The sequence below is a fragment of the Halorussus ruber genome (assembly GCF_004765785.1).
GTDB classification, from domain to species: Archaea; Halobacteriota; Halobacteria; order Halobacteriales; family Haladaptataceae; genus Halorussus; species Halorussus ruber.
The window spans coordinates 262,115-279,673 of the sequence record NZ_SBIT01000006.1 but is presented as its reverse complement, the minus strand read 5'-3'; the positions used below and the strand labels follow the sequence as shown (position 1 = coordinate 279,673).

Genomic DNA, 17,559 nt, shown 5'->3' with positions numbered 1-17,559 from the left:
AGTCGGCGACTCTCGAACCAATCTTTATGTTCGTCACCATTCGACGTTTCTCCGATGGGGGACAACGACACGTGTTCTCGATGCGACGACGCGCTCGACCCGGCGAGCGACCACCACGTCTCGGTCGCACAGACCTCGATGGACGTCCGGACCGCGGATAAAGAGACCACCGAGCGACTGTTCTGCACCGACTGCGCCGACGCGTACCTCGGCCTCGACACGCTCGACCGGAGCGAGTAGCGGTGGGGCCACAGGTTGCTGTCGCTGTCTCGGTTCGATAAAAGAGAAAAGTTCGAGTGGTTCGGCGGCGCGAGCCAAATCCAGCGCGCTCCTCGCCGACTACGGCGAGGAGGCCGACTGATTACTCGTCGCTATCGTCGCTATCGTCGTCTTCCGGCGGGGCCTCTTGGACCGACACCGTGATGCTCTTGCCGAAGTCACGGGTCAGCACTTCGAGGAAGGCCTCGCCCGGTTCGAGTCCGAGGTCCTCGCGGTCCACGCGGAACTGGACCTGCGCGGACTCGCCGGAGTCAATCTTCACGCGCTGTGTCTCGACGACGGTTCCGTTGAGTCGAAGCTGAACCGTGTCGGTCACGACTTGGTCGCTCGGGTTCCGGACCTGCGAGTTCACGACCAGCGTGCCCTCGTTCAGCACGATGGTCCCGGGCGCGGTCAGCGAGGCGACCTGAAGCGACGGTTGTTCTTCTGCTTCTTCCGCTTCAGTCGTCGTCTCAGTCGGTTCCGCTTCTTCCGCTTCAGTCGTGGTTTCTTCGGGTTCTTCCTCCTCTACGGTCGTCGTCTCGGCCGGTTCCTCTTCTTCCGCAGTCGTGGTTTCGGCCGGTTCTTCTTCCTCTACAGTCGTCGTTTCAGCAGGCTCTTCCTCTGCTTCGGTCGTCGTCTCGGTCGGCTCCTCTTCTTCTGCTTCGGTCGTGGTTTCAGCAGGCTCTTCGTCCTCTTCGGTCGTCGTCTCCTCCGGCACCTCCGGAACGTCGACTAACTGCGATTTGACGTCCTCGGGTGCGGTCACGACGAACGTGACGTTCTGGACCGACACGTTCCGAACGACGACCTGAACCGTCTGGAGGTCCGTGTCGACCGACTCGCTACGGAGCAGTTCCGTGAGGTCGAGTTCGACCGTGCGGTCGCTGACAGAGACGTCCTCGACCGTAATCGTCCGGTCGGGTTCGGCCGAGTCACCGACGACGAACGAAAGCTGTTCGACTTGGAGGTTGTCGATGCGGAAGCTGAAGGTCTCTTCCTCGACGCCCTCGGTCGGCGTTTCCGTGGTCGTCTCCGCCGGTTCCTCGGTGGTGGTCTCCACAGGTTCCTCGGTCGTCGTGGTGGTTTCCACCGGCTCTTCGGTCGTTGTCTCCACCGGCTCTTCCGTAGTGGTCTCCACCGGCTCCTCGGTCGTCGTAGTGGTCGTTTCCACCGGTTCTTCGGTCGTCGTGGTGGTTTCGACCGGTTCCTCAGTCGTCGTGGTGGTCTCGACTGGCTCCTCGGTTGTCGTGGTCGTCTCGACTGGCTCCTCGGTTGTCGTGGTCGTCTCGACTGGCTCCTCGGTTGTCGTGGTCGTCTCGACTGGCTCCTCGGTTGTCGTGGTCGTCTCGACTGGCTCCTCGGTCGTCGTGGTCGTCTCCACCGGTCCCTCGGTCGTCGTAGTCGTCTCGGTCACGTCCTCGACGGTGATGACGGCCTCGTCGGCGATGACCTGATTGTCGCGGGTGTAGGGACTGTCGTCCTGACCCTGCGACTCCACGAAGTCGAAGGTCTCGTTGTCGTTGGTGTCCTGGTACGGGAGCGCGAGGAGTCGCTGAGTCCCGCTCAGCGGCTCGTCGAGCGTCACCGTGACGTTCTCGTGGACGCCGGGTTCGAGGTACTCGCTGGTCCCGACGATGCTCCCGAGGACGGACCCTTCGAGCAGTCCCTCGTCGTGGACCACGACGAACCCGCCGTCGCTCAGGTTGACCTGCGAAATCGTGACGGTAGTCCCGTCGCTGGTCTGATTCTCGAACGTGACTGTCGTGTTATTCGTCTGTGTCTGGCGGACGACCTCCGCTGGCGGCGACTGGGCCTGTTGGGTGTCGGTCCCAGTCGCGGCGAGCGAGGTGGCCGCTCCTCCGAACGTCGTCGTTACGAGCAGTATAGCCACTAAAAGGGCGCTTCTGCGGCTCATGTACTTTTTCTCCCCCATCGGACAATCCACCACGATTGGTATAAATCCGCTGGCGGTCGATAGCTGGGGTTTCAGCCTCGCAGGTGGTTAAGGACGGCTTTCAGCTTCGTTTCGGTACCGTTCACGCCCGTGTCGGGGCCGAGTTCGACCGGGTCAGGCCGAGAATTTCCGGTCGAGCCACCGCGGAATCGCGCTGACGACCCTGAGGCCGGGGCCGCCGTCGAGCAACCAGAGGAGGAAGACGCCGAGGCCGAGTGCGAATTCGGCGGTTGCGAACGACTCCAGCGAGAGTTGTCCGAGGTGCGCGGCGAAGCTCTGAGTGGTCTCGTACTCGATGGCTGGAACGACCGGCCACGCGAGAAAGCCCAGCGAGTAGAGGTCCCCCGAGAGCGCGGGGCGAAGCGCGTCGCCGAACAGGTGCGAGAGGTAGCCCACGGCGAACGCGGTCGCAATCGACCCGTAGCCTCGACGGTGTGCGAGGAGTCCCACGACTGCGATGACCAGCGTCGCCGTGATGAGCGAGTGGGTCAGCGACCGCCCGTTCGGGATGACGCCGAGCGACCACGCCAGCGGCTTGTCCACGAGGTCCGGAAACTGGGTGCCGAACGCCAGCGCGACGGCCGCGAAGCCGTCCGGCGCTCGACGGTACCGGAGGTGAACGAGCGTCGAGTACAGCAGATACCCCACCGCGAGATGCCCCCAAGGCCACATGGACGCTCATTTGGAGCGCGCCGGGTTAGGCCTTCGGGCGTCGAGCTATCGGCGAGATGAAAGTTCTGCGGTCGCCCGACCGTCCCGGTTGTCTGTTCAGTTCGGCAGTCCGACCGACCTGCCCGACCTACTCGGGCACCACGTCGCGCTGGGTGAACTCCCGACCGCAGTTCTCGCAGTAGTACCGCCCGAGGCCGCGCTTGCGGACCGACCGCTTCCGGCCGCAGTCCGGGCACGCGATGTCCACGAGGAGCGTCATCGCCGGTACTCCAACACGACGCCGAGCGACTTGAGCGTGTCCCCGAGCGCGGGAGGTGGTGTTTGCGCCCGGCCGGACAAACCACCGGCAGACACCAGCCGAACCAGCCGACAGGGTGGGGTGAAGGGGCCGGGCGCTTCAAAAGACGACACCACGCCGATTCTGGCGGTCACGAGAGACCCATTACAATCGAAGCGAGCGCCCGGGGCTTCCGAAGTCGGTGCAGTTACCGCACCGACGGTTCCGACTCGACTCTGAGACTCCTCGTCTCGGCGCGTCACTCTTCCGCGGCGCGGGAAATACAGGGCCAAAAAGAAATAATAGATTGTCTTTTAGAAATATATTTGTTTTTCAGGGAACGTTTATTATTGCTAAATTTGATACATCCGTCACGGGACCTGTCGAGTCACGGTTGCGCTGGCTTTATGGAAACCCCTCGGACTCCACTACCCATGGGTCGGTGGGGGAACTCGCGGGGCGACTGCACGACGGCGGCGACGAGCGCCCGCCGACCATCGAGGAGTTCCTCGAAACCAACCACCAGTTGTTCACCGTCATCGGCATGTTCGGCGCGCTCTCGGTCTACCTGATGAAGTTCCAGCAGTCTTCCTCGGAAGCCACCACGGGGTCGGTCGGAGCGATTCTGCTCCTGTTTCTGCTGACCTCCTCGGTGGCGGTGCGCAACTCCTACCGATGCACCGAGCGCGCTCGGCGGCACGGCGAGTATCTGCTTGTGTTCGGCTACGCCGTCTTCATGTACTCGTTCGTCACGCTGGTCGTCTCGGTGGTGCTGGTCATCCTCGGCCGGTACGCCACGGGGGCCGAGAGCGTCCTCGGGTCGAGTTTCGTCTACGCGCTGGTGTTCGTCTACGTCCCGTTCATCTTCCGGGCCGACACCTTCCGAGAGTTCGAGGGGTCGAGACTCGCCGCCGCGGGGATTCGACGCGCGCCCCACCTCGGCGGCCTCGCGCTCGCTGGCTGGTACGCGGTGCAGTGGCGACGGGGAACCCTCCCGGTGCTGGACCTCGACAGCGCGGCCTACTCCATCGGCATGGTCCTCGGCCTCGTGGGCAACCACTTCGTGATTACGGCGGGCGTGTTCGGCGCGCTGTGGGCGGTGGACAGGGTGGCAGAGCGCGTCGCGTCGTCCTGACTTCGCCGAAAGAGTTGCGCTACGACGAATCCTTTTGTCGGATGCTACCGTCTACCGCGCTATGGGTGGGAGCTACGACTTCGAAGGCACCGAACCAGAGATTCACGACGACGCGCACGTGAGCGGGGAGGCCACGCTGGTCGGCGACGTATCGGTCGAGGAGGACGCCAGCGTCTGGCCCGGCGTCGTCCTCCGGGGCGACGTGGCACCGGTCCGAATCGGCGAGGAGTCCCACGTCGGGGACAACGCGGTCCTCCACGGCGCGACGGTCGGCGACCGCGTGATGGTGGGCCACGGCGCAATCTTGAACGACGCCGAGGTCGGCGACGGCGCGCTCGTGGGGTTCAACGCCACCGTGAACACGGACGTGACGGTCGGCGGCGAGTCCATCGTCGCGGCGGGCACCGTGATTCCCGACGAGTACGAGATTCCGCCCGAGTCGTTCGCCCGAGGAGTTCCGGCGCGGGTGACGCCACTTTCCGAGACCGACGTGGACGCCGCCGAGACGTTCGAGGAGTTCTCCTCGGGCGAGTACACCGATTTGGCGGGGCGACACGGCGACCTGTTCGAGTAAGACCGGGTTCGCCTTTTTTCGCCGGAAATAGTTGGAAACCCAGAATGAAACTTTCAATTCTCGGTATCTATGTTTAGAGTATGTCGGGTGGGAACGAAGACGGAGACGAGCGAAGCGGTCGAGAGCGACAGATACGTCACCGAAAAGTGACTCCGGAGCCGGAGGAGGCCAACCGACATCTCCTGGGTCTCGTCGCCAATCTGGAGAGCTGCGAGATAAACGACTTGCCGCCGCTGTACGACCGCATCGACCATCTCATCGAGGAGTTGTTCACCAGTCCGCCGCCGTCCGAGGCGCAGGCCGAACTGGAATTCTCGTACTACGGCTACCGCATCGAACTCGACCAGAGCGGGAACGTATCGCTGATGAAACTCGGCGAGTCGCCGACCGAGCCGCGCGAGGAGTGACGTTCCGGGTCAGAGGGCCACCGCCAAACCGTTTTCCTTCGCGGGGGCGAACTGAGGGCATGACCAGCGACGACGCCGTGAGCGAAGACGCCGAGCGCGACGACCAGAGCACCGAGCAGGAACGCCAGCGGGCCAGAGAGCGCGCCGCGGAGATGCTCGCGGACGCTGGCGTCGTCCTCACCGAGGCCGAGCGCGAGGAGATGGAAGTCGTGGACTACGGCCTCGGGAATCTGGAGGCGGTCGGGACCGAAATCGTGGTCTACGTCAACGACGACCGCTACTGCGCGAAGGAACTCGTCCTCTTCCCCAGCCAAACCTGCCCGGAGCATCGCCACCCGCCCTTCGAGGACCACGCGGGGGTGGAGTCCTATCCCGGCAAGCGCGAGACCTTCCGGTGTCGCGCGGGCGAGGTGTACCTCTACGTCGAGGGTGACGGGGACGATGGAGGAGATGCGTCCGACGAGACACCCCGCGAGGAGTGGTCGGTCCGACCGCCGATGCGCGAGGAGTACTACACCGCGAGCGAGGAGATTCACCTCGAACCCGGCGAGCAGTACACCATCCCGCCAGACACCCGCCACTGGTTCAAGGCGGGCGAGGAGGGCGCGGTCATCTCTGAGTTCTCCTCGCCGAGCTACGACGAGAAGGACGTGTTCACCGACCCGAAAATCGACCGGATGGCGGGAAGCTACTGACCGGGTTGGGAGAGCGGTCGCGCCGTTCGGTTTTTATCCTCGTCGCGCCCACGGTCGGGTGTATGACCGACGAACCAGACGGTACTGGGACCGACGAGTCCGATTCCGACGACTGGGATGTCCTCGTCGTCGGCGGCGGCGTCGCGGGCCTCTCGGCGGCGGTGTTCACCGCGCGGGCGGACCTCGACACGCTGGTCGTGGACGGCGGCGACTCCATCGTGCGCCGGAACGCCCACCTGGAGAACTACCCCGGCTTTCCCGCGGGGGTCAACGCCCGACTCCTGCTCGACTTGCTGGGCGAGCAGGCAGACCGCGCGGGGTGCGAGCGCCGAGAAGGCGAAATCGAGCGCGTCGAAGTGGTCGAGGACGGATTCGCCGCCGAGACGGCCGACGGCGAGCGCCTCGACGCCGAGTACGTCATCGCGGCGACGAAGAACACGACCGACTACCTCGACGCCATCGACGGCGTGGGCGTCATCGACCGCGGCAAGTCGTTCGTGGACACCGACGAGCGCGGCCGGACCGGCGTGGACGGGCTCTACGCCGCGGGCCGACTCGCCGAGAAACCGTATCAGGCCGTCATCAACGCGGGCCACGGGGCCGAAGTCGCCGTGACGCTCCTCGAAGACGACGACCGGCCGTTCTACCACGACTGGGTCGCGCCCGAGGGCTACTTCACCGACCGCGGGCGCGAGGTCCCGCCGGGGTGCGAGGAGATAGACGACGACGAGCGCCGACGCCGCGAGGAGGAGTCGCTCGAAATCATGCGGGAGTTCTTCGCCGAGCGCCACCCTGACGAGCAGGTCACCCATCCGAGCGTTCGGGACGAGTGAGTAACCGCTAGGAGATAAAATTCGCCATTCAGAGCTGAAATACAATTTCTAAGCGAATAGTTTTGTTCCTCTTCTCTCCGTCGGCATCGGCGGAATCGCCGAAATCCGGCGGACGCAGCGCTTAGTGATACGACTTCTCGCCCGCTTCGATGGGCACGTCGAGCCAGTTCTCCATCGGCGGGAGCGGACACTCGTATCGGTCGGAGTACGCGCAGGTCGGGTTGTACGCCGCGTTGAAGTCCAGCACCCACTCGTCGTCGGCCTCGACATTGTCGCCCTCGACATCGTCGGTTTCCCCCCGGTCGATGCGGTGGTGTTCGGGTTCGAGGTCGAGGTACCGGCCCGCGCCGTACGTCTCCTCGCCGCTGGTCTCGTCGCGGAAGGGAACCCAGAGGCGGTCCTCGTCGGGGTCGGACTTGTAGGCTTGCAGGGTCACCTCCTCGCCATCGACCTCGAATCGGAACTCGCCCCAGCGGACGTACTCCTGCTCGCCCTCGGTGCTGGTCGAGACGGTGACGGCTTCCTTGTCGCTGTGTTCGTGCAGCGGGAGGAGGAACCGGTAGTCCTCGTCGATGGGGTAGTAGTTCAGGCCCTCGAACTCGTCGCGCTCGTCGTCCGGAATCGGCGAGCGCGGATGCTCGCCGAAGTACTCGTCTTTCTCCTCGCGCTGTCGTCGGACGGCCGCTCGCCAGTCGGTGCTCATGTGAGGTCGTATGTTCTGAAAGCACAATATTGTTCGGTCGCTCTATCGGGGCGAGACCGAGTCGGGGCCGATTCGAGTCCAAATAAAATCCAATCCGGCGGTGAATCGAAGCCAGACAGCGCGAGGAGATTCCGCACCCGAACCCCACAGTATTTCATGATATTCACAATACTACTTGCTACGAACGGGGGTTCGGGCCGTAACGGCAGTTCGGCCTCCGGCCTTCGATTTTCGCCATCCCGGAAATCCCTGTTTTCGGAGACAGCGAAGCGAGGAGGAATGTCTTCCGGCGGCGTGACGAACGAAGTGAGTCACGGCTCGTCGGGCCGAAGGACCGACAGCGGCGAACCGCGAGAGGGCTTTCGAGGACGTTGCTGTCCTCTCGGCTCTTCCCGGCAATTTCCGTGTCCGAAAACACCCACCGAGAGCGCCGACAACCATTTGCCGGTAGGCGTTGGGAATCTCGCACGGATGTTCAAAGCGCAAATCTCCGACGGCGAGCAGATCGAGTGCGAGGACTACGAGGTCGGCGAGAGCGGCGTGGAACTCTACGACGAGGAGGGCGAGTTCATGGCGTTCGTCCCGTTCGCACACCTGCTGTACGTCGGCAACATCACCGACGACGGCCAGATGGTCTGGTAGTCGAGTCGGCGGACCCGATTCTGGGAGTCAGATTCGCTCGACCATCGCTTCTTCGCGGCTTCTGACGCGGACCGGTTCTGCGCGGTCGGCGAGGGCGAGCGCGTCGTCCAGTTTGCCCGTGGTCTCGGCGTAGACGGTGAACAACTCGTCGCCGGTGGCGACTTCGTCGCCGACGTGGCGGGCGAGAGTGAGGCCCGCGCCGGGGTCCTTGGGCGCGCCCGCTCGGCGACCCAGTTCGCTCACGATGCGGTTGTCGATGTGGGTGACGACGCCCGCGCGGTCGGCGGTGACGGCGGCGCGCTCCTCGGCCGGTGTGAGGTCCCCGGCAGTCACGTCGGGGTCGCCGCCTTGGGCGGCCACGATTTCGCGGAACTTCTCCTCGGCGCGGCCCGAGTCGAGGAGTTCCCCGGCGTCGGCGTCCACGCCGCAGGCGTCGAGGAGCAAGTAGGCGAGGCGCTCGCTCTTGAGTCGCAGGTCCTCGGGACCGTCGCCGCCGAGGACCGCCAGCACGTCGCGCGCTTCGAGGACCGGGCCGATGCCCCGACCGATGGGTTCGTGGCCGGGCGAGACGGCGGGCGCGACCCGGACGCCGAGGTGGTCGCCGACGCGCTCGAAGTCGTCGCCGAGTTCGCGGGCCTCGCTGTGGCCGTCCACCTTCGCGCCCTCGCCGTAGGGCACGTCGATGATGACGTGGGTCGAACCCGCGCTGTACTTCTTCGAGAGGACCGAGGCGATGAGCTGCCCGGTCGGGTCGAGCGAGAGGGGGTTTTCGGCGCGGATTATCTTGTCGTCCACGGGCGAGAGGTCCACCGAACCGCCCCAGACCAGACAGCCGTTGGTCTCCTCGACGATGTCGCGGAGTTCGGGGATGGAGAACTCCACGTCGCAGAACACCGCCATCGTGTCGGCGGTCCCGGCGGGCGAGGTCACGGCCCGCGAGGAGGTCTTGGGGATTTTGACGCCCGCGGCGGCAATGATTGGCACCAGAATCGGCGAGACGCGGTTGCCCGCCACGCCGCCGATGGAGTGTTTGTCGGCGACGACCTCGTCGGGCCACGAGAGGCGCTCGCCGACTTCGGCCATCGCCTCGGTCAGGTGGGTGGTCTCGGCGTCGGACATGCCGTTCGAGTAGATGCCCGAGACGTAGGCCGACAGTTCCACGTCGTTGAGCCGGTCGGCCTCGATGTCGCGGACGATGGCCCGAATCTCGTCGGCCTCCAGTTCGCGGTCGTCGAGTTTCTTCCGGACGTAGCGGACCGACCGGGGTTTGGGCGCGGCGGTGACATCGACCGGTCCCTCGACGTGGCCGAGTCGGCGCGTGACCCCGAGCGTGCCCGGCGCGACCAACTCCTCGGTGACCTCCACGATTCCGATGACCGTCGTCCCGTCGGTGGTAATCTGGACGCGGTCGAGGGGATGGACGCCTAACTCCTCGGCGTCCCCGCCGTTGAGCAGGACCGTCGGCAGGTGAGTCCCGATGTCGATTTCGCTTGCGACGAGTTCCATACGCCTCGTTGGGCGGCCGGGACCATAATCGTGGGCGGAGTGGCGGGGCGAATCGGGGGCCGAACGACGACGAGCACCAGACCGGATTCCCGAAGTCTTTCACTCGGTACTCCCGAAGCCTTTCACTCGACGATTTCGCTCCGTGTGGCCGTGACAGGGCTTGGCGCGCCCGGCCCGCCGGACCGGGCGCGCTTCGAACGTTCCGAACCCGAGACGAATCGACCGATTACCGCCGTGAAATCCGCGGCGCGAGCGGTTCGAGACCGGGCGAAAACCAGTCTGGAGAGCGACACGTAAGCCACACTCGCAGTCCAGCGCGGAGACAGATCGGGTCGCTAACTATTTCCCACGTTCCGTTACCGGCCTAAATTCCGGTTAATTGGGTCGGACTATGGGCAAGCGTCGTCCGTGTCTAATATCCTCTACGCTCTGGTATCGTCCAATGAGTTCCGGAATCACGGACGACGACAAGGAGCGCATCGAGAGCTTCTGCGAGACGCCACCCTACGCCCGCTCGCCCGAGGACCTGACGCCCGAAACCCAGTACACCGACGACGTGCGGCTGAGTCGCGGCGACGGCGGCGAGTCCCTGCTGGCGGCGGTCTGGCACCGACTGCGCCGTCGATAGGAAGCTATCGACCGTCACATCCTTGGCCTCGGGCGGTGTGGCCCCAGATATGGAGTTCACCGTCGTTCGGGGCGACATCGCACGACAGGAGGCCGACGCCCTCGTCAACGCGGCGGGCACCAGCCTCCAGATGGGAAGCGGCGTGGCCGGGGCGCTCCGGCGGAAAGCGGGCGCGCGAATCAACGACGAAGCCACCGCGAAAGGCCCGGTGGACCTCGGCGAGGTTGCGGTCACCGACGCCTACGACCTCGACGCCGAGTTCGTCGTCCACGCCGCGGCCATGCCCCACTACGGAGACGGAAACGCGACCGAACAGAGCATCCGCGACGCGACCCGCAACAGCCTCGAAGTCGCGGACGACCGGGGCGCGAACTCGCTGGTGATTCCCGCGCTCGGTTGCGGCGTGGCGGGGTTCGACCTCCGAGAGGGCGCGCGAATTATCTGCGAGGAGATAGCCGCGTTCGAACCGCAGTCGCTCGAAGACGTTCGCGTCATCGCCTACGCCGACGACGAGTACGAGACGATTCGGACGGTGGCCGACGACGTGACGGGCGCGTGAGTCGGGGGAGGTCCGGAACCCTCACCGACGGAGCATGACTATTAAAGGTTGACACCAAATGCCATCGCTTTTTAAACCGGGAGCGCGATACCCGACCCATAGCCAGTAGTATGGATTGGATTAACCGGTCGAATCAGTCAAATTTGCTAGCCTTCGCGGGGCTGCGTCGGAACACGGCCCGCGCGAAACCCGCGGCTGGCGACGGCGAGCGACCGGTGTGCCCCACGACGACCGTCCGGGTTTCGTCCGCGGTCGTTGGGAAAAATATTTCTACCGGAATCGACGACCAATCGAACGAAACCCGAGCGGACCGCGCCGGGAATTCCGGTCGTCCCGACGACCCGTCGGCGGTGGGCGCGAACGGCGTCGGAGACAGGACCGAACACGAGCATGAGTGAACAGTTACGCGAAGAGAAGCGGAAGATAGAAGAGCTACACGAAATCGCCTCCGAGATGGAGGCCTGCCACACCAAAGACGAGGTCTACCGCCTCGGCGTGGACGCCGCAGAGGGGATTCTGGAGTTCGACATCTGCGGCATCGACGTCGAGGAGGACGGCTATCTCGTCCCGAAGGCCACCTCGACCGAGATGCCCAACGACGGCTACGACGCCCTCGAAGCCGACAAGGGACTGGCGGGCCGGACCTTCCAGAAGGGCGAGTCGTTCGTCATTCCGGACGTGCGGACGATGAGCGAGGCCGAACCGGTGAACATGGAGTATCGCTCGATTCTGAGCGTGCCCCTGAGCGACTACGGCGTCTTTCAGGCCGGGTCGCGCGAACCCCAGGCCTTCGACGAGGACGACCTCGAACTCGCGGAACTGCTGATGAGCCACGTCACCGAGGTCATCTCCCGCATCGACTCCCAGTCGGCGCTCCGCGAGAGCGAGGAGAAGTACCGGACATTGGTGGAGGGGAGCCACGACGCCATCTTCATTCACGGCGACGAGGAGTTTTTGTTCGTCAACGACCGCGTCGCAGAACTCACGGGCTACAGTCGGGAGGAACTCCTCGGGATGTCGGTCTGGGACGTGGTTCACGAGGACGACCGCGAGCGCGTCGAGCGAATTGCGAGAAGCAAGGAGACCGAGGACACGCCCCACTACGAGTTGCGCATCCGGACCCGAGACGGAGAGGTTCGCTACGTCGAACTCAGCGTGCAGGTCATCTCCTACGACGGCGAGGACGCCCACCTCGGGTCGGCCCGCGACGTGACCGAGCGCCGGAAGCGAAAGCAGAAGGTAGAGCGCCAGAACGAGCGCCTGAAGGAGTTCGCCAGCGTGGTCAGCCACGACCTGCGCAACCCGCTCAACGTCGCGCAGGGCCACCTCGAACTCGCCCACGAGACCGGCGAGGACCGCCACTTCGAGAAGACCGGCGCGGCGCTCGACCGGATGGAGTCGCTCATCGACGACCTGCTCAAACTCGCCCGGCAGGGCCAAGACGTGAGCGACACCGAACCCGTGAACCTCCGAAACGTGGTCCGCCGCGCGTGGTCTACCGTCTCGACCGGGCAGGCCACCCTCGACGTGGGCGACGATTTGGGCGAGGTCGAGGCCGACGACGGCCGCCTGCAGGAGTTGTTCGAGAACCTGTTTCGCAACGCCGTGGAACACGGTTCCACGAGCAGTTCGCCGGAAGACGGCGACACCGTCGAACCCGGCGAGAACGTGACGATTCGCGTCGGGACGCTCGGCGACGACGTGGACGCCAGCGACGCGCCGCCGACCCACCGAGCCAACAGGGACGGGTTCTACGTCGAAGACGACGGGCCGGGGATTCCGGAGGCCGAGCGCGACAAAATCTTCGAACACGGCCACACCACCACCGAGGACGGGTCGGGACTCGGCCTCTCCATCGTGAGTAGCATCGTGGACGCCCACGGGTGGACGATTTCGGCGACCGAGAGCGAGTCGGGCGGCGCGCGCTTCGAGATTTCGACGGCGTAACAGCACTCGGCTTACGTATCCGAAGTCCTGCCCGAAATCGGGATGGCCGGTTGTACTTCGGAGAAAGCATTTATCGACACCTCGGATAGTGTGAAAATGTGAACCGTCGCACACTCTTGTCCGGGGTCGGTTCTCTCGTCTCGCTCTCGTTCAGCGGTTGCATCGGTGGCGAAGCGGGTGGGGAAGAGCCTCCCATCTCCGACCGATTCGACTGTGCGGAGGCCTACCGACCTACGCCCGACGTTGCCGAAGGTGTCGAACACGAAATAGAAGAACGCGGCGAGACGACCGTCTACGAGAGCGTCGGCTCGACCGAGTATCCCGCCTCGCCGTCGTCGTTCGACGACGATACTGTCCGCACGTTCGTCGAAGAACACGAAAGAGCGTATCAGCGGAACGAATTCGTCGCCAGACGCGGCGATAGCGTCGTGGATTTCGAGGTGATGGTAGAGAAAACCGAGTTGCTCGACTTCCACGACGAGATTACGACTGTCCGACTCGACTTCGCTGTTCACTTCGAGGCCGTAAGCGGAGATGGGGTCGTGATGACGGAACCCGCTGGCGAAGCGGCCGTGTACGCGATTGACGGGACCGGTCTGGTTCGGACCGCAACGGAGTATCGCGGCAACATCGAGGGGTCGATTCGAAAGCAGACGCCGGACCCCCTCGAAGACGGAACTCTCCTCGTTTGCTTCTGAGTCGAGTTCGTACCACGCTCTTCACGCTTATCTGAACCCGCGAACGTCGCCGATGGCGAGCGGACTGGTCGGGAGGTCCTCGGGCGGATTGGGGTCGTTGTACTCGCTGGGAGCCACGTCGTTCGGCGAGTCGGGGTAGCACAGCGACGCCAGCAGGTGGAGGTGCCTGCGGCCCACGTCGAGTTCGAACTGGCCGCCGCCGTACATCGAGACGTCGCGCTCCTCGCAGTAGTCGATGGTGTCGAGCAGGGCCTCGACCGACCCGAACCGCGAGGGCTTGATGTTCAGCCAGTCCGGTTCGAAAGGGAGGTTCCGGACGCTCTCGACGCCGGTTATCGGGTAGTCCCACGAGACGCGACTCCGGGCGGAATCGAGCGCGTCTGCAGTGTCGTCGGTCCACGCCGGGTCCTCCAAGATCGCGTCGGGGAAGGCCGCGGCCACCTCGCGGTAGAGGTCGGGGTCCGCGCTCCCGGCGACGTCGGCGTCCTCGTAGTGGGCCTTGAAATCGACCACGCGAACGCCCGAGTCGGCGAGGTCCGCCAGCAGGTCCGACGACCAGTCCTCGTCGGCGTCGAGTTTGAACTCCAAGTTCGGGTTGCGCTCGTGCCACGTTCGAATCGGGTCGGCGCTCGGCGGGTCCCCGAGGACGGGACTGGCGACGAACCGGACAGGACTGTATTCGCGGCCGAGTTCCGCGCCGAGATTCGTGTCGGCCTGCCGGAGCGCGAGGTCGAGCGCCGCGCTTTCGAGCGCCCAGCGCCGGTAGTGGCGGAAGTGGTCGTCTACGTCGTCCTCCTCGGCGTCGGGGAAGAGGTCGAGGTCCGCGATTTCGGCCGCGAACGAGTCGAGGGTGTACTCGCCAGCGAGGTCGAACGCGTCGGGAATCGGGTGGAGTTCGGCCTCGTAGGTCACGTCCTCGCCCTTTCCGACTTCGCCCGCGCCGGACAGCGAGACCACGGTGGTCGCGCGGGTGAACTTGGCCGTCTCGCGCTCGCGGCGGTCGTACTCGACTCCCTCGACGGTCAGCGGGAGGTCCGCGACTCGCTCGTAGAGACTCATACGCGGGACGACGGCCGCTGACGGCAAAGTCGTTGGCCCTCTGGACTCTTCACGCGCCGGTAGCGACATATAGTAAAATGGTTTCCGGCGCGCGCGAGCAACGCGCGCGAGGGACGAGGACCGCAGGGTGTGAGCGAAGCGAACCCCGAGGACCGCAGGAGGTTGGGGAGGTGTGAGGCCCGCGGTTGCGGGGCTGTGGCGGTTGCGGGGAGGTTGCGGTGCGGTTGCGGGGCGGAGACGCCTAGGCTTCGGGAATAGTCCGCGTTGCTGTCGCGGTGCAGTTCGACCCCGAATCCGCGTTGCTCTCGCTACTCAGCCCCGACAGAAGCACAATCCGCCAAAAACGACACCAGAAAAACCCGCAAACTCCTTACTCAGTAACGACGGTAACCGGCCCGTCGAAGTTCAGGATAATCGACTGCGTCAGGTCGCCGAACAGCGCCTTCCCGGTGGGCGAGCGCTTCTCGCCCGCGATGAAGAGGTGGTCGCAGTCGTACTCCTCGGCGGTGTCGAGGATTTCGGTCTGCTCGTCGCCGAGCGCGCCGACCGACTCGTAGTCCACGTCGATGCCGTCGAGGACCTCGCGGCCGATGTCGGCGGCGAACTCCTCGGCACCCTTGCGGGCCTTCTGGGCCGAGTAGCCGACCGGACTGTTCGGAATCGACTCCATCGTCTGGCGCATCTCCTCGTACTCGTCGTTGGTCGTGACGTGGAGCAGGACCAGTTCGGCGTCCACCGCGGCGGCGAGTTCGCCCGCTTCGCGGACGAGGGCCTTGGTGGACTCCTCGGCGTCCACGACTGCAAGTGCGCGTTCCATGTCTCGGCAATGACGAGTAGAGGTGATAAATAAACCGGTTATTCGTCAGATAACAGAGATGGGCGCTCGACTGCCGAACCGTCGTTCGGACACCAGATTCAATCCGGGCGAACTCGGAGACTAGACCGGTTCCAGATGCACGCGGACGGTCGCCCGGGACGTGCGAGTCGCGCGGGACGTTGAGAGAAATAAATATGTTCGGTTAAGCAATCTAGATAGATACAATCCAATTAAATACATGTTCGGGACAAGAATGAAGATATATCAACCGAATTCGCTGTTCGTCATTAGCGCTCTGTTTATACACGTTCGTGGCGTGAGCGACTACTCGTGACCGGACGAAACCACACTCGCCGCGACGTACTGGAGGCCGCCGGAGCGGCCACGCTCGGAGGAGCGCTGTCGGCGCTCTCCGCCGAGGAGGCCGCCGCCGAGCGACTCGTGCCCGACGAGTCCGGCGACAGCGAGGAGTTTGCGGTCGAGCGCGAGCGCGCCTCGTCGGTGTTCCCCCAGTCGGTCGCAAGCGGCGGTCCCACCCCGAAGGGCGTCCTGCTCTGGACCCGCGTCGCCCCGGACGCCCACGACGGCGAGACTCCTCTCCGCGTCGAAGTCGCCGAGGACGAGAACTTCGACCGGGCCGCGTATCGGGGCACCGTCCCGCCCGGAGCGTTCGGCCCGGAGCGCGACTTCACCGCCGTCGTGGACGTAGACGGCGAACTCGGCCCGAACAGCGAGTACTTCTACCGATTCGTTTACGACGGCGACGCCAGCGCGGTCGGGCGGTGTCGCACCCTGCCGAAACCCGGCGGGAGTCCCGACTCGCTCGACCTCGCGGTCGCCTCGTGCAACAACTACCTCCACGGCTACTTCGGCGCGTTCGGCCACGTCGCCGAGGAGGACGCCGACTTCCTGCTCCACCTCGGAGACTTCATCTACGAGTACGCGGGCGACGGGATGGGCGACCGGTCCATCGACCTGCCGAGCGGCGAGGAGAAGGCGTGGGGCTTAGACGACTTCAGGCACCTCTACCGGACGTATCGCTCGGACGAGAACCTCCGGCGCGCGCTCCGGAACCACACTCTGATTCACACGTGGGACGACCACGAGATCGTCAGCGACCGGTGGTGGAACTACGAGACCGACGCCCCCGAGACCGAGAGCCACCCCCGCGGCGGGGACCCCGAGTTCATGCGCCAGTTGTACGTCGAGGGGATTCGGGCCTACACCGAGTACGTCCCCGTCCGAGCGAAGTACGAGCCAGCAGGTAGTGACAATCGGAGCCTCCCCGCCGACGCCATCCACGAGAACTTCCGGCTCTACCGGTCGTTCGCGTTCGGCGACCTCGCGGACCTGTTCGTGACCGACGAGCGCCTCTATCGCTCGCCACCGCCGGGAGCCGACGAACCGGGGGCGTCGGTCCCGGCCGAACTCGCGGCGGAGAACCCCGGTCGGACCATGCTCGGAGACACCCAGCGCGAGTGGCTCCTCGACGGGATGACCGACTCCGACGCCCGGTGGAAGCTCTGGGGCAACGAGGTGCTTGCGGCCGCCTTCCGGTTCGTGCAGGGCGGCGGGATGACGGTCAACGCCGACGCGTGGGACGGCTACCGCACCGAGCGCCAGCGAATCTTGTCGGGCCTCGACGAGGCGGGCGTCGAGAACCTCGTCGCGCTCACCGGCGACATGCACAGCTATCTCGCGGGCTACCTGCTGACCGAGTACGAGTTGACCGCGAGCGCGGACGACGAGGGAGGAGGGTCAGGCGGCCAGTCCGGGGAGTCGCGGGCGGGCGTCGAGTTCATGGCTCCGGCAGTCAGTAGCGACAACCTCGTGGCGATGGACGAACTCCCGAACACGGCGACCGAGACGTTCGTGGACGCCTTGCAGGCCGAGAATCCCCACGTCGAGTGGTTCGACAGCAGTCACTGGGGCTACGCGACCGTGGAAATCGGCCGAGACGAACTCGTCTACTCGGCGTACGCGGTAGACCGGAGCGTCGATTCCGCCGACGCGCCCAAGCAACTCCTGTGCAGGTACCGAGTTCCGGCGGGGTCCGCGGAGCTGAAACGGTCCGGCGGGGAGCGAAAACCGGAGTGAAACAATCAGAGAGAGACACCGAATCGTGAAACGTGCCCGAGGATTTTTACGCTCCGACTGAGTGTCTTCAGTACACGTTCGGGGGCTGTCAAATT

At 65.0% G+C, this 17,559-nt stretch carries 19 protein-coding genes; 12 read left to right on the top strand and 7 right to left on the bottom strand.

Annotation, left to right across the window (positions count from 1 at the left end):
- Window positions 1–54: 54 nt before the first annotated feature.
- Entirely contained in the window at window positions 55–240 is a 186-nt protein-coding gene (locus EPL01_RS10760) for a hypothetical protein (RefSeq protein ID WP_135825263.1), read from the top strand.
- A 121-nt stretch (window positions 241–361) separates the two neighbouring features.
- Here the strand turns inward: EPL01_RS10760 and EPL01_RS10755 are convergent, their stop codons facing one another.
- From EPL01_RS10755 to EPL01_RS22485, 3 genes are all read right to left on the bottom strand, one after another.
- Window positions 362–2,152 (bottom strand): DUF7282 domain-containing protein, encoded by a 1,791-nt coding sequence (locus tag EPL01_RS10755; RefSeq protein ID WP_135825262.1) that lies wholly within the window; start codon window positions 2,150–2,152, stop codon window positions 362–364.
- Window positions 2,153–2,329: 177 nt separating this feature from the next.
- On the bottom strand, window positions 2,330–2,887 hold the full coding sequence (locus tag EPL01_RS10750; protein ID WP_135825261.1) for a metal-dependent hydrolase: 558 nt from the start codon (window positions 2,885–2,887) through the stop codon (window positions 2,330–2,332).
- Window positions 2,888–3,014: 127 nt separating this feature from the next.
- On the bottom strand, window positions 3,015–3,146 hold the full coding sequence (locus EPL01_RS22485) for a hypothetical protein (protein WP_281275366.1): 132 nt from the start codon (window positions 3,144–3,146) through the stop codon (window positions 3,015–3,017).
- 460 nt (window positions 3,147–3,606) lie between these two features.
- Between EPL01_RS22485 and EPL01_RS10745 the strand changes: the two genes are divergently transcribed.
- From EPL01_RS10745 to EPL01_RS10725, 5 genes are all read left to right on the top strand, one after another.
- Window positions 3,607–4,299, top strand: coding sequence for a hypothetical protein (locus tag EPL01_RS10745; protein ID WP_135825260.1), 693 nt, complete (start codon window positions 3,607–3,609; stop codon window positions 4,297–4,299).
- 61 nt (window positions 4,300–4,360) lie between these two features.
- The gene (locus tag EPL01_RS10740; protein WP_135825259.1) at window positions 4,361–4,873 is read left to right on the top strand and encodes a gamma carbonic anhydrase family protein; all 513 of its coding nucleotides are present in this window, start codon (window positions 4,361–4,363) and stop codon (window positions 4,871–4,873) included.
- An 80-nt stretch (window positions 4,874–4,953) separates the two neighbouring features.
- Complete coding sequence (locus EPL01_RS10735) at window positions 4,954–5,280, top strand: HalOD1 output domain-containing protein (RefSeq protein ID WP_135825258.1); 327 nt, start codon at window positions 4,954–4,956, stop codon at window positions 5,278–5,280.
- A gap of 59 nt (window positions 5,281–5,339) precedes the next feature.
- Complete coding sequence (locus EPL01_RS10730) at window positions 5,340–5,975, top strand: D-lyxose/D-mannose family sugar isomerase (protein ID WP_281275365.1); 636 nt, start codon at window positions 5,340–5,342, stop codon at window positions 5,973–5,975.
- 62 nt (window positions 5,976–6,037) lie between these two features.
- Entirely contained in the window at window positions 6,038–6,808 is a 771-nt protein-coding gene (locus EPL01_RS10725) for an FAD-binding protein (RefSeq protein WP_135825257.1), read from the top strand.
- A 121-nt stretch (window positions 6,809–6,929) separates the two neighbouring features.
- On the opposite strand, the gene EPL01_RS10720 is transcribed toward EPL01_RS10725, so the two are convergent.
- Window positions 6,930–7,511 (bottom strand): DUF1684 domain-containing protein, encoded by a 582-nt coding sequence (locus EPL01_RS10720; protein WP_135825256.1) that lies wholly within the window; start codon window positions 7,509–7,511, stop codon window positions 6,930–6,932.
- 471 nt (window positions 7,512–7,982) lie between these two features.
- Here EPL01_RS10720 and EPL01_RS21605 point away from each other — a divergent pair, with 471 nt between their 5' ends.
- Window positions 7,983–8,153 carry a hypothetical protein gene (locus EPL01_RS21605; RefSeq protein ID WP_168215873.1) on the top strand — a complete coding sequence of 57 codons (171 nt, stop codon included), beginning with the start codon at window positions 7,983–7,985 and terminating at the stop codon, window positions 8,151–8,153.
- A 27-nt stretch (window positions 8,154–8,180) separates the two neighbouring features.
- Here EPL01_RS21605 and EPL01_RS10715 read toward each other — a convergent pair whose 3' ends face one another.
- Entirely contained in the window at window positions 8,181–9,659 is a 1,479-nt protein-coding gene (locus EPL01_RS10715; RefSeq protein WP_135825255.1) for an AMP phosphorylase, read from the bottom strand.
- A 442-nt stretch (window positions 9,660–10,101) separates the two neighbouring features.
- Between EPL01_RS10715 and EPL01_RS10710 the strand changes: the two genes are divergently transcribed.
- The 4 genes from EPL01_RS10710 (at window position 10,102) to EPL01_RS10695 (ending at window position 13,491) form a co-directional block, all read left to right on the top strand.
- The gene (locus tag EPL01_RS10710; protein ID WP_135825254.1) at window positions 10,102–10,287 is read left to right on the top strand and encodes a hypothetical protein; all 186 of its coding nucleotides are present in this window, start codon (window positions 10,102–10,104) and stop codon (window positions 10,285–10,287) included.
- A 49-nt stretch (window positions 10,288–10,336) separates the two neighbouring features.
- Window positions 10,337–10,846: a macro domain-containing protein gene (locus tag EPL01_RS10705; RefSeq protein WP_135825253.1), complete on the top strand. Its 510-nt coding sequence runs from the start codon at window positions 10,337–10,339 to the stop codon at window positions 10,844–10,846.
- A gap of 390 nt (window positions 10,847–11,236) precedes the next feature.
- Window positions 11,237–12,793 (top strand): PAS domain S-box protein, encoded by a 1,557-nt coding sequence (locus tag EPL01_RS10700; protein ID WP_135825252.1) that lies wholly within the window; start codon window positions 11,237–11,239, stop codon window positions 12,791–12,793.
- 98 nt (window positions 12,794–12,891) lie between these two features.
- A complete protein-coding gene (locus tag EPL01_RS10695) occupies window positions 12,892–13,491 on the top strand; it encodes a hypothetical protein (RefSeq protein WP_135825251.1) in 600 nt (199 codons plus the stop codon).
- A gap of 27 nt (window positions 13,492–13,518) precedes the next feature.
- Here EPL01_RS10695 and EPL01_RS10690 read toward each other — a convergent pair whose 3' ends face one another.
- Together EPL01_RS10690 and EPL01_RS10685 are read right to left on the bottom strand one after the other, a co-directional pair.
- Window positions 13,519–14,550 (bottom strand): enolase-like domain-containing protein, encoded by a 1,032-nt coding sequence (locus EPL01_RS10690; RefSeq protein WP_135825250.1) that lies wholly within the window; start codon window positions 14,548–14,550, stop codon window positions 13,519–13,521.
- 370 nt (window positions 14,551–14,920) lie between these two features.
- Window positions 14,921–15,367, bottom strand: coding sequence for a universal stress protein (locus tag EPL01_RS10685; protein WP_135825249.1), 447 nt, complete (start codon window positions 15,365–15,367; stop codon window positions 14,921–14,923).
- A 330-nt stretch (window positions 15,368–15,697) separates the two neighbouring features.
- Between EPL01_RS10685 and EPL01_RS10680 the strand changes: the two genes are divergently transcribed.
- A complete protein-coding gene (locus EPL01_RS10680; RefSeq protein ID WP_135825248.1) occupies window positions 15,698–17,464 on the top strand; it encodes an alkaline phosphatase D family protein in 1,767 nt (588 codons plus the stop codon).
- Window positions 17,465–17,559: the final 95 nt, after the last annotated feature.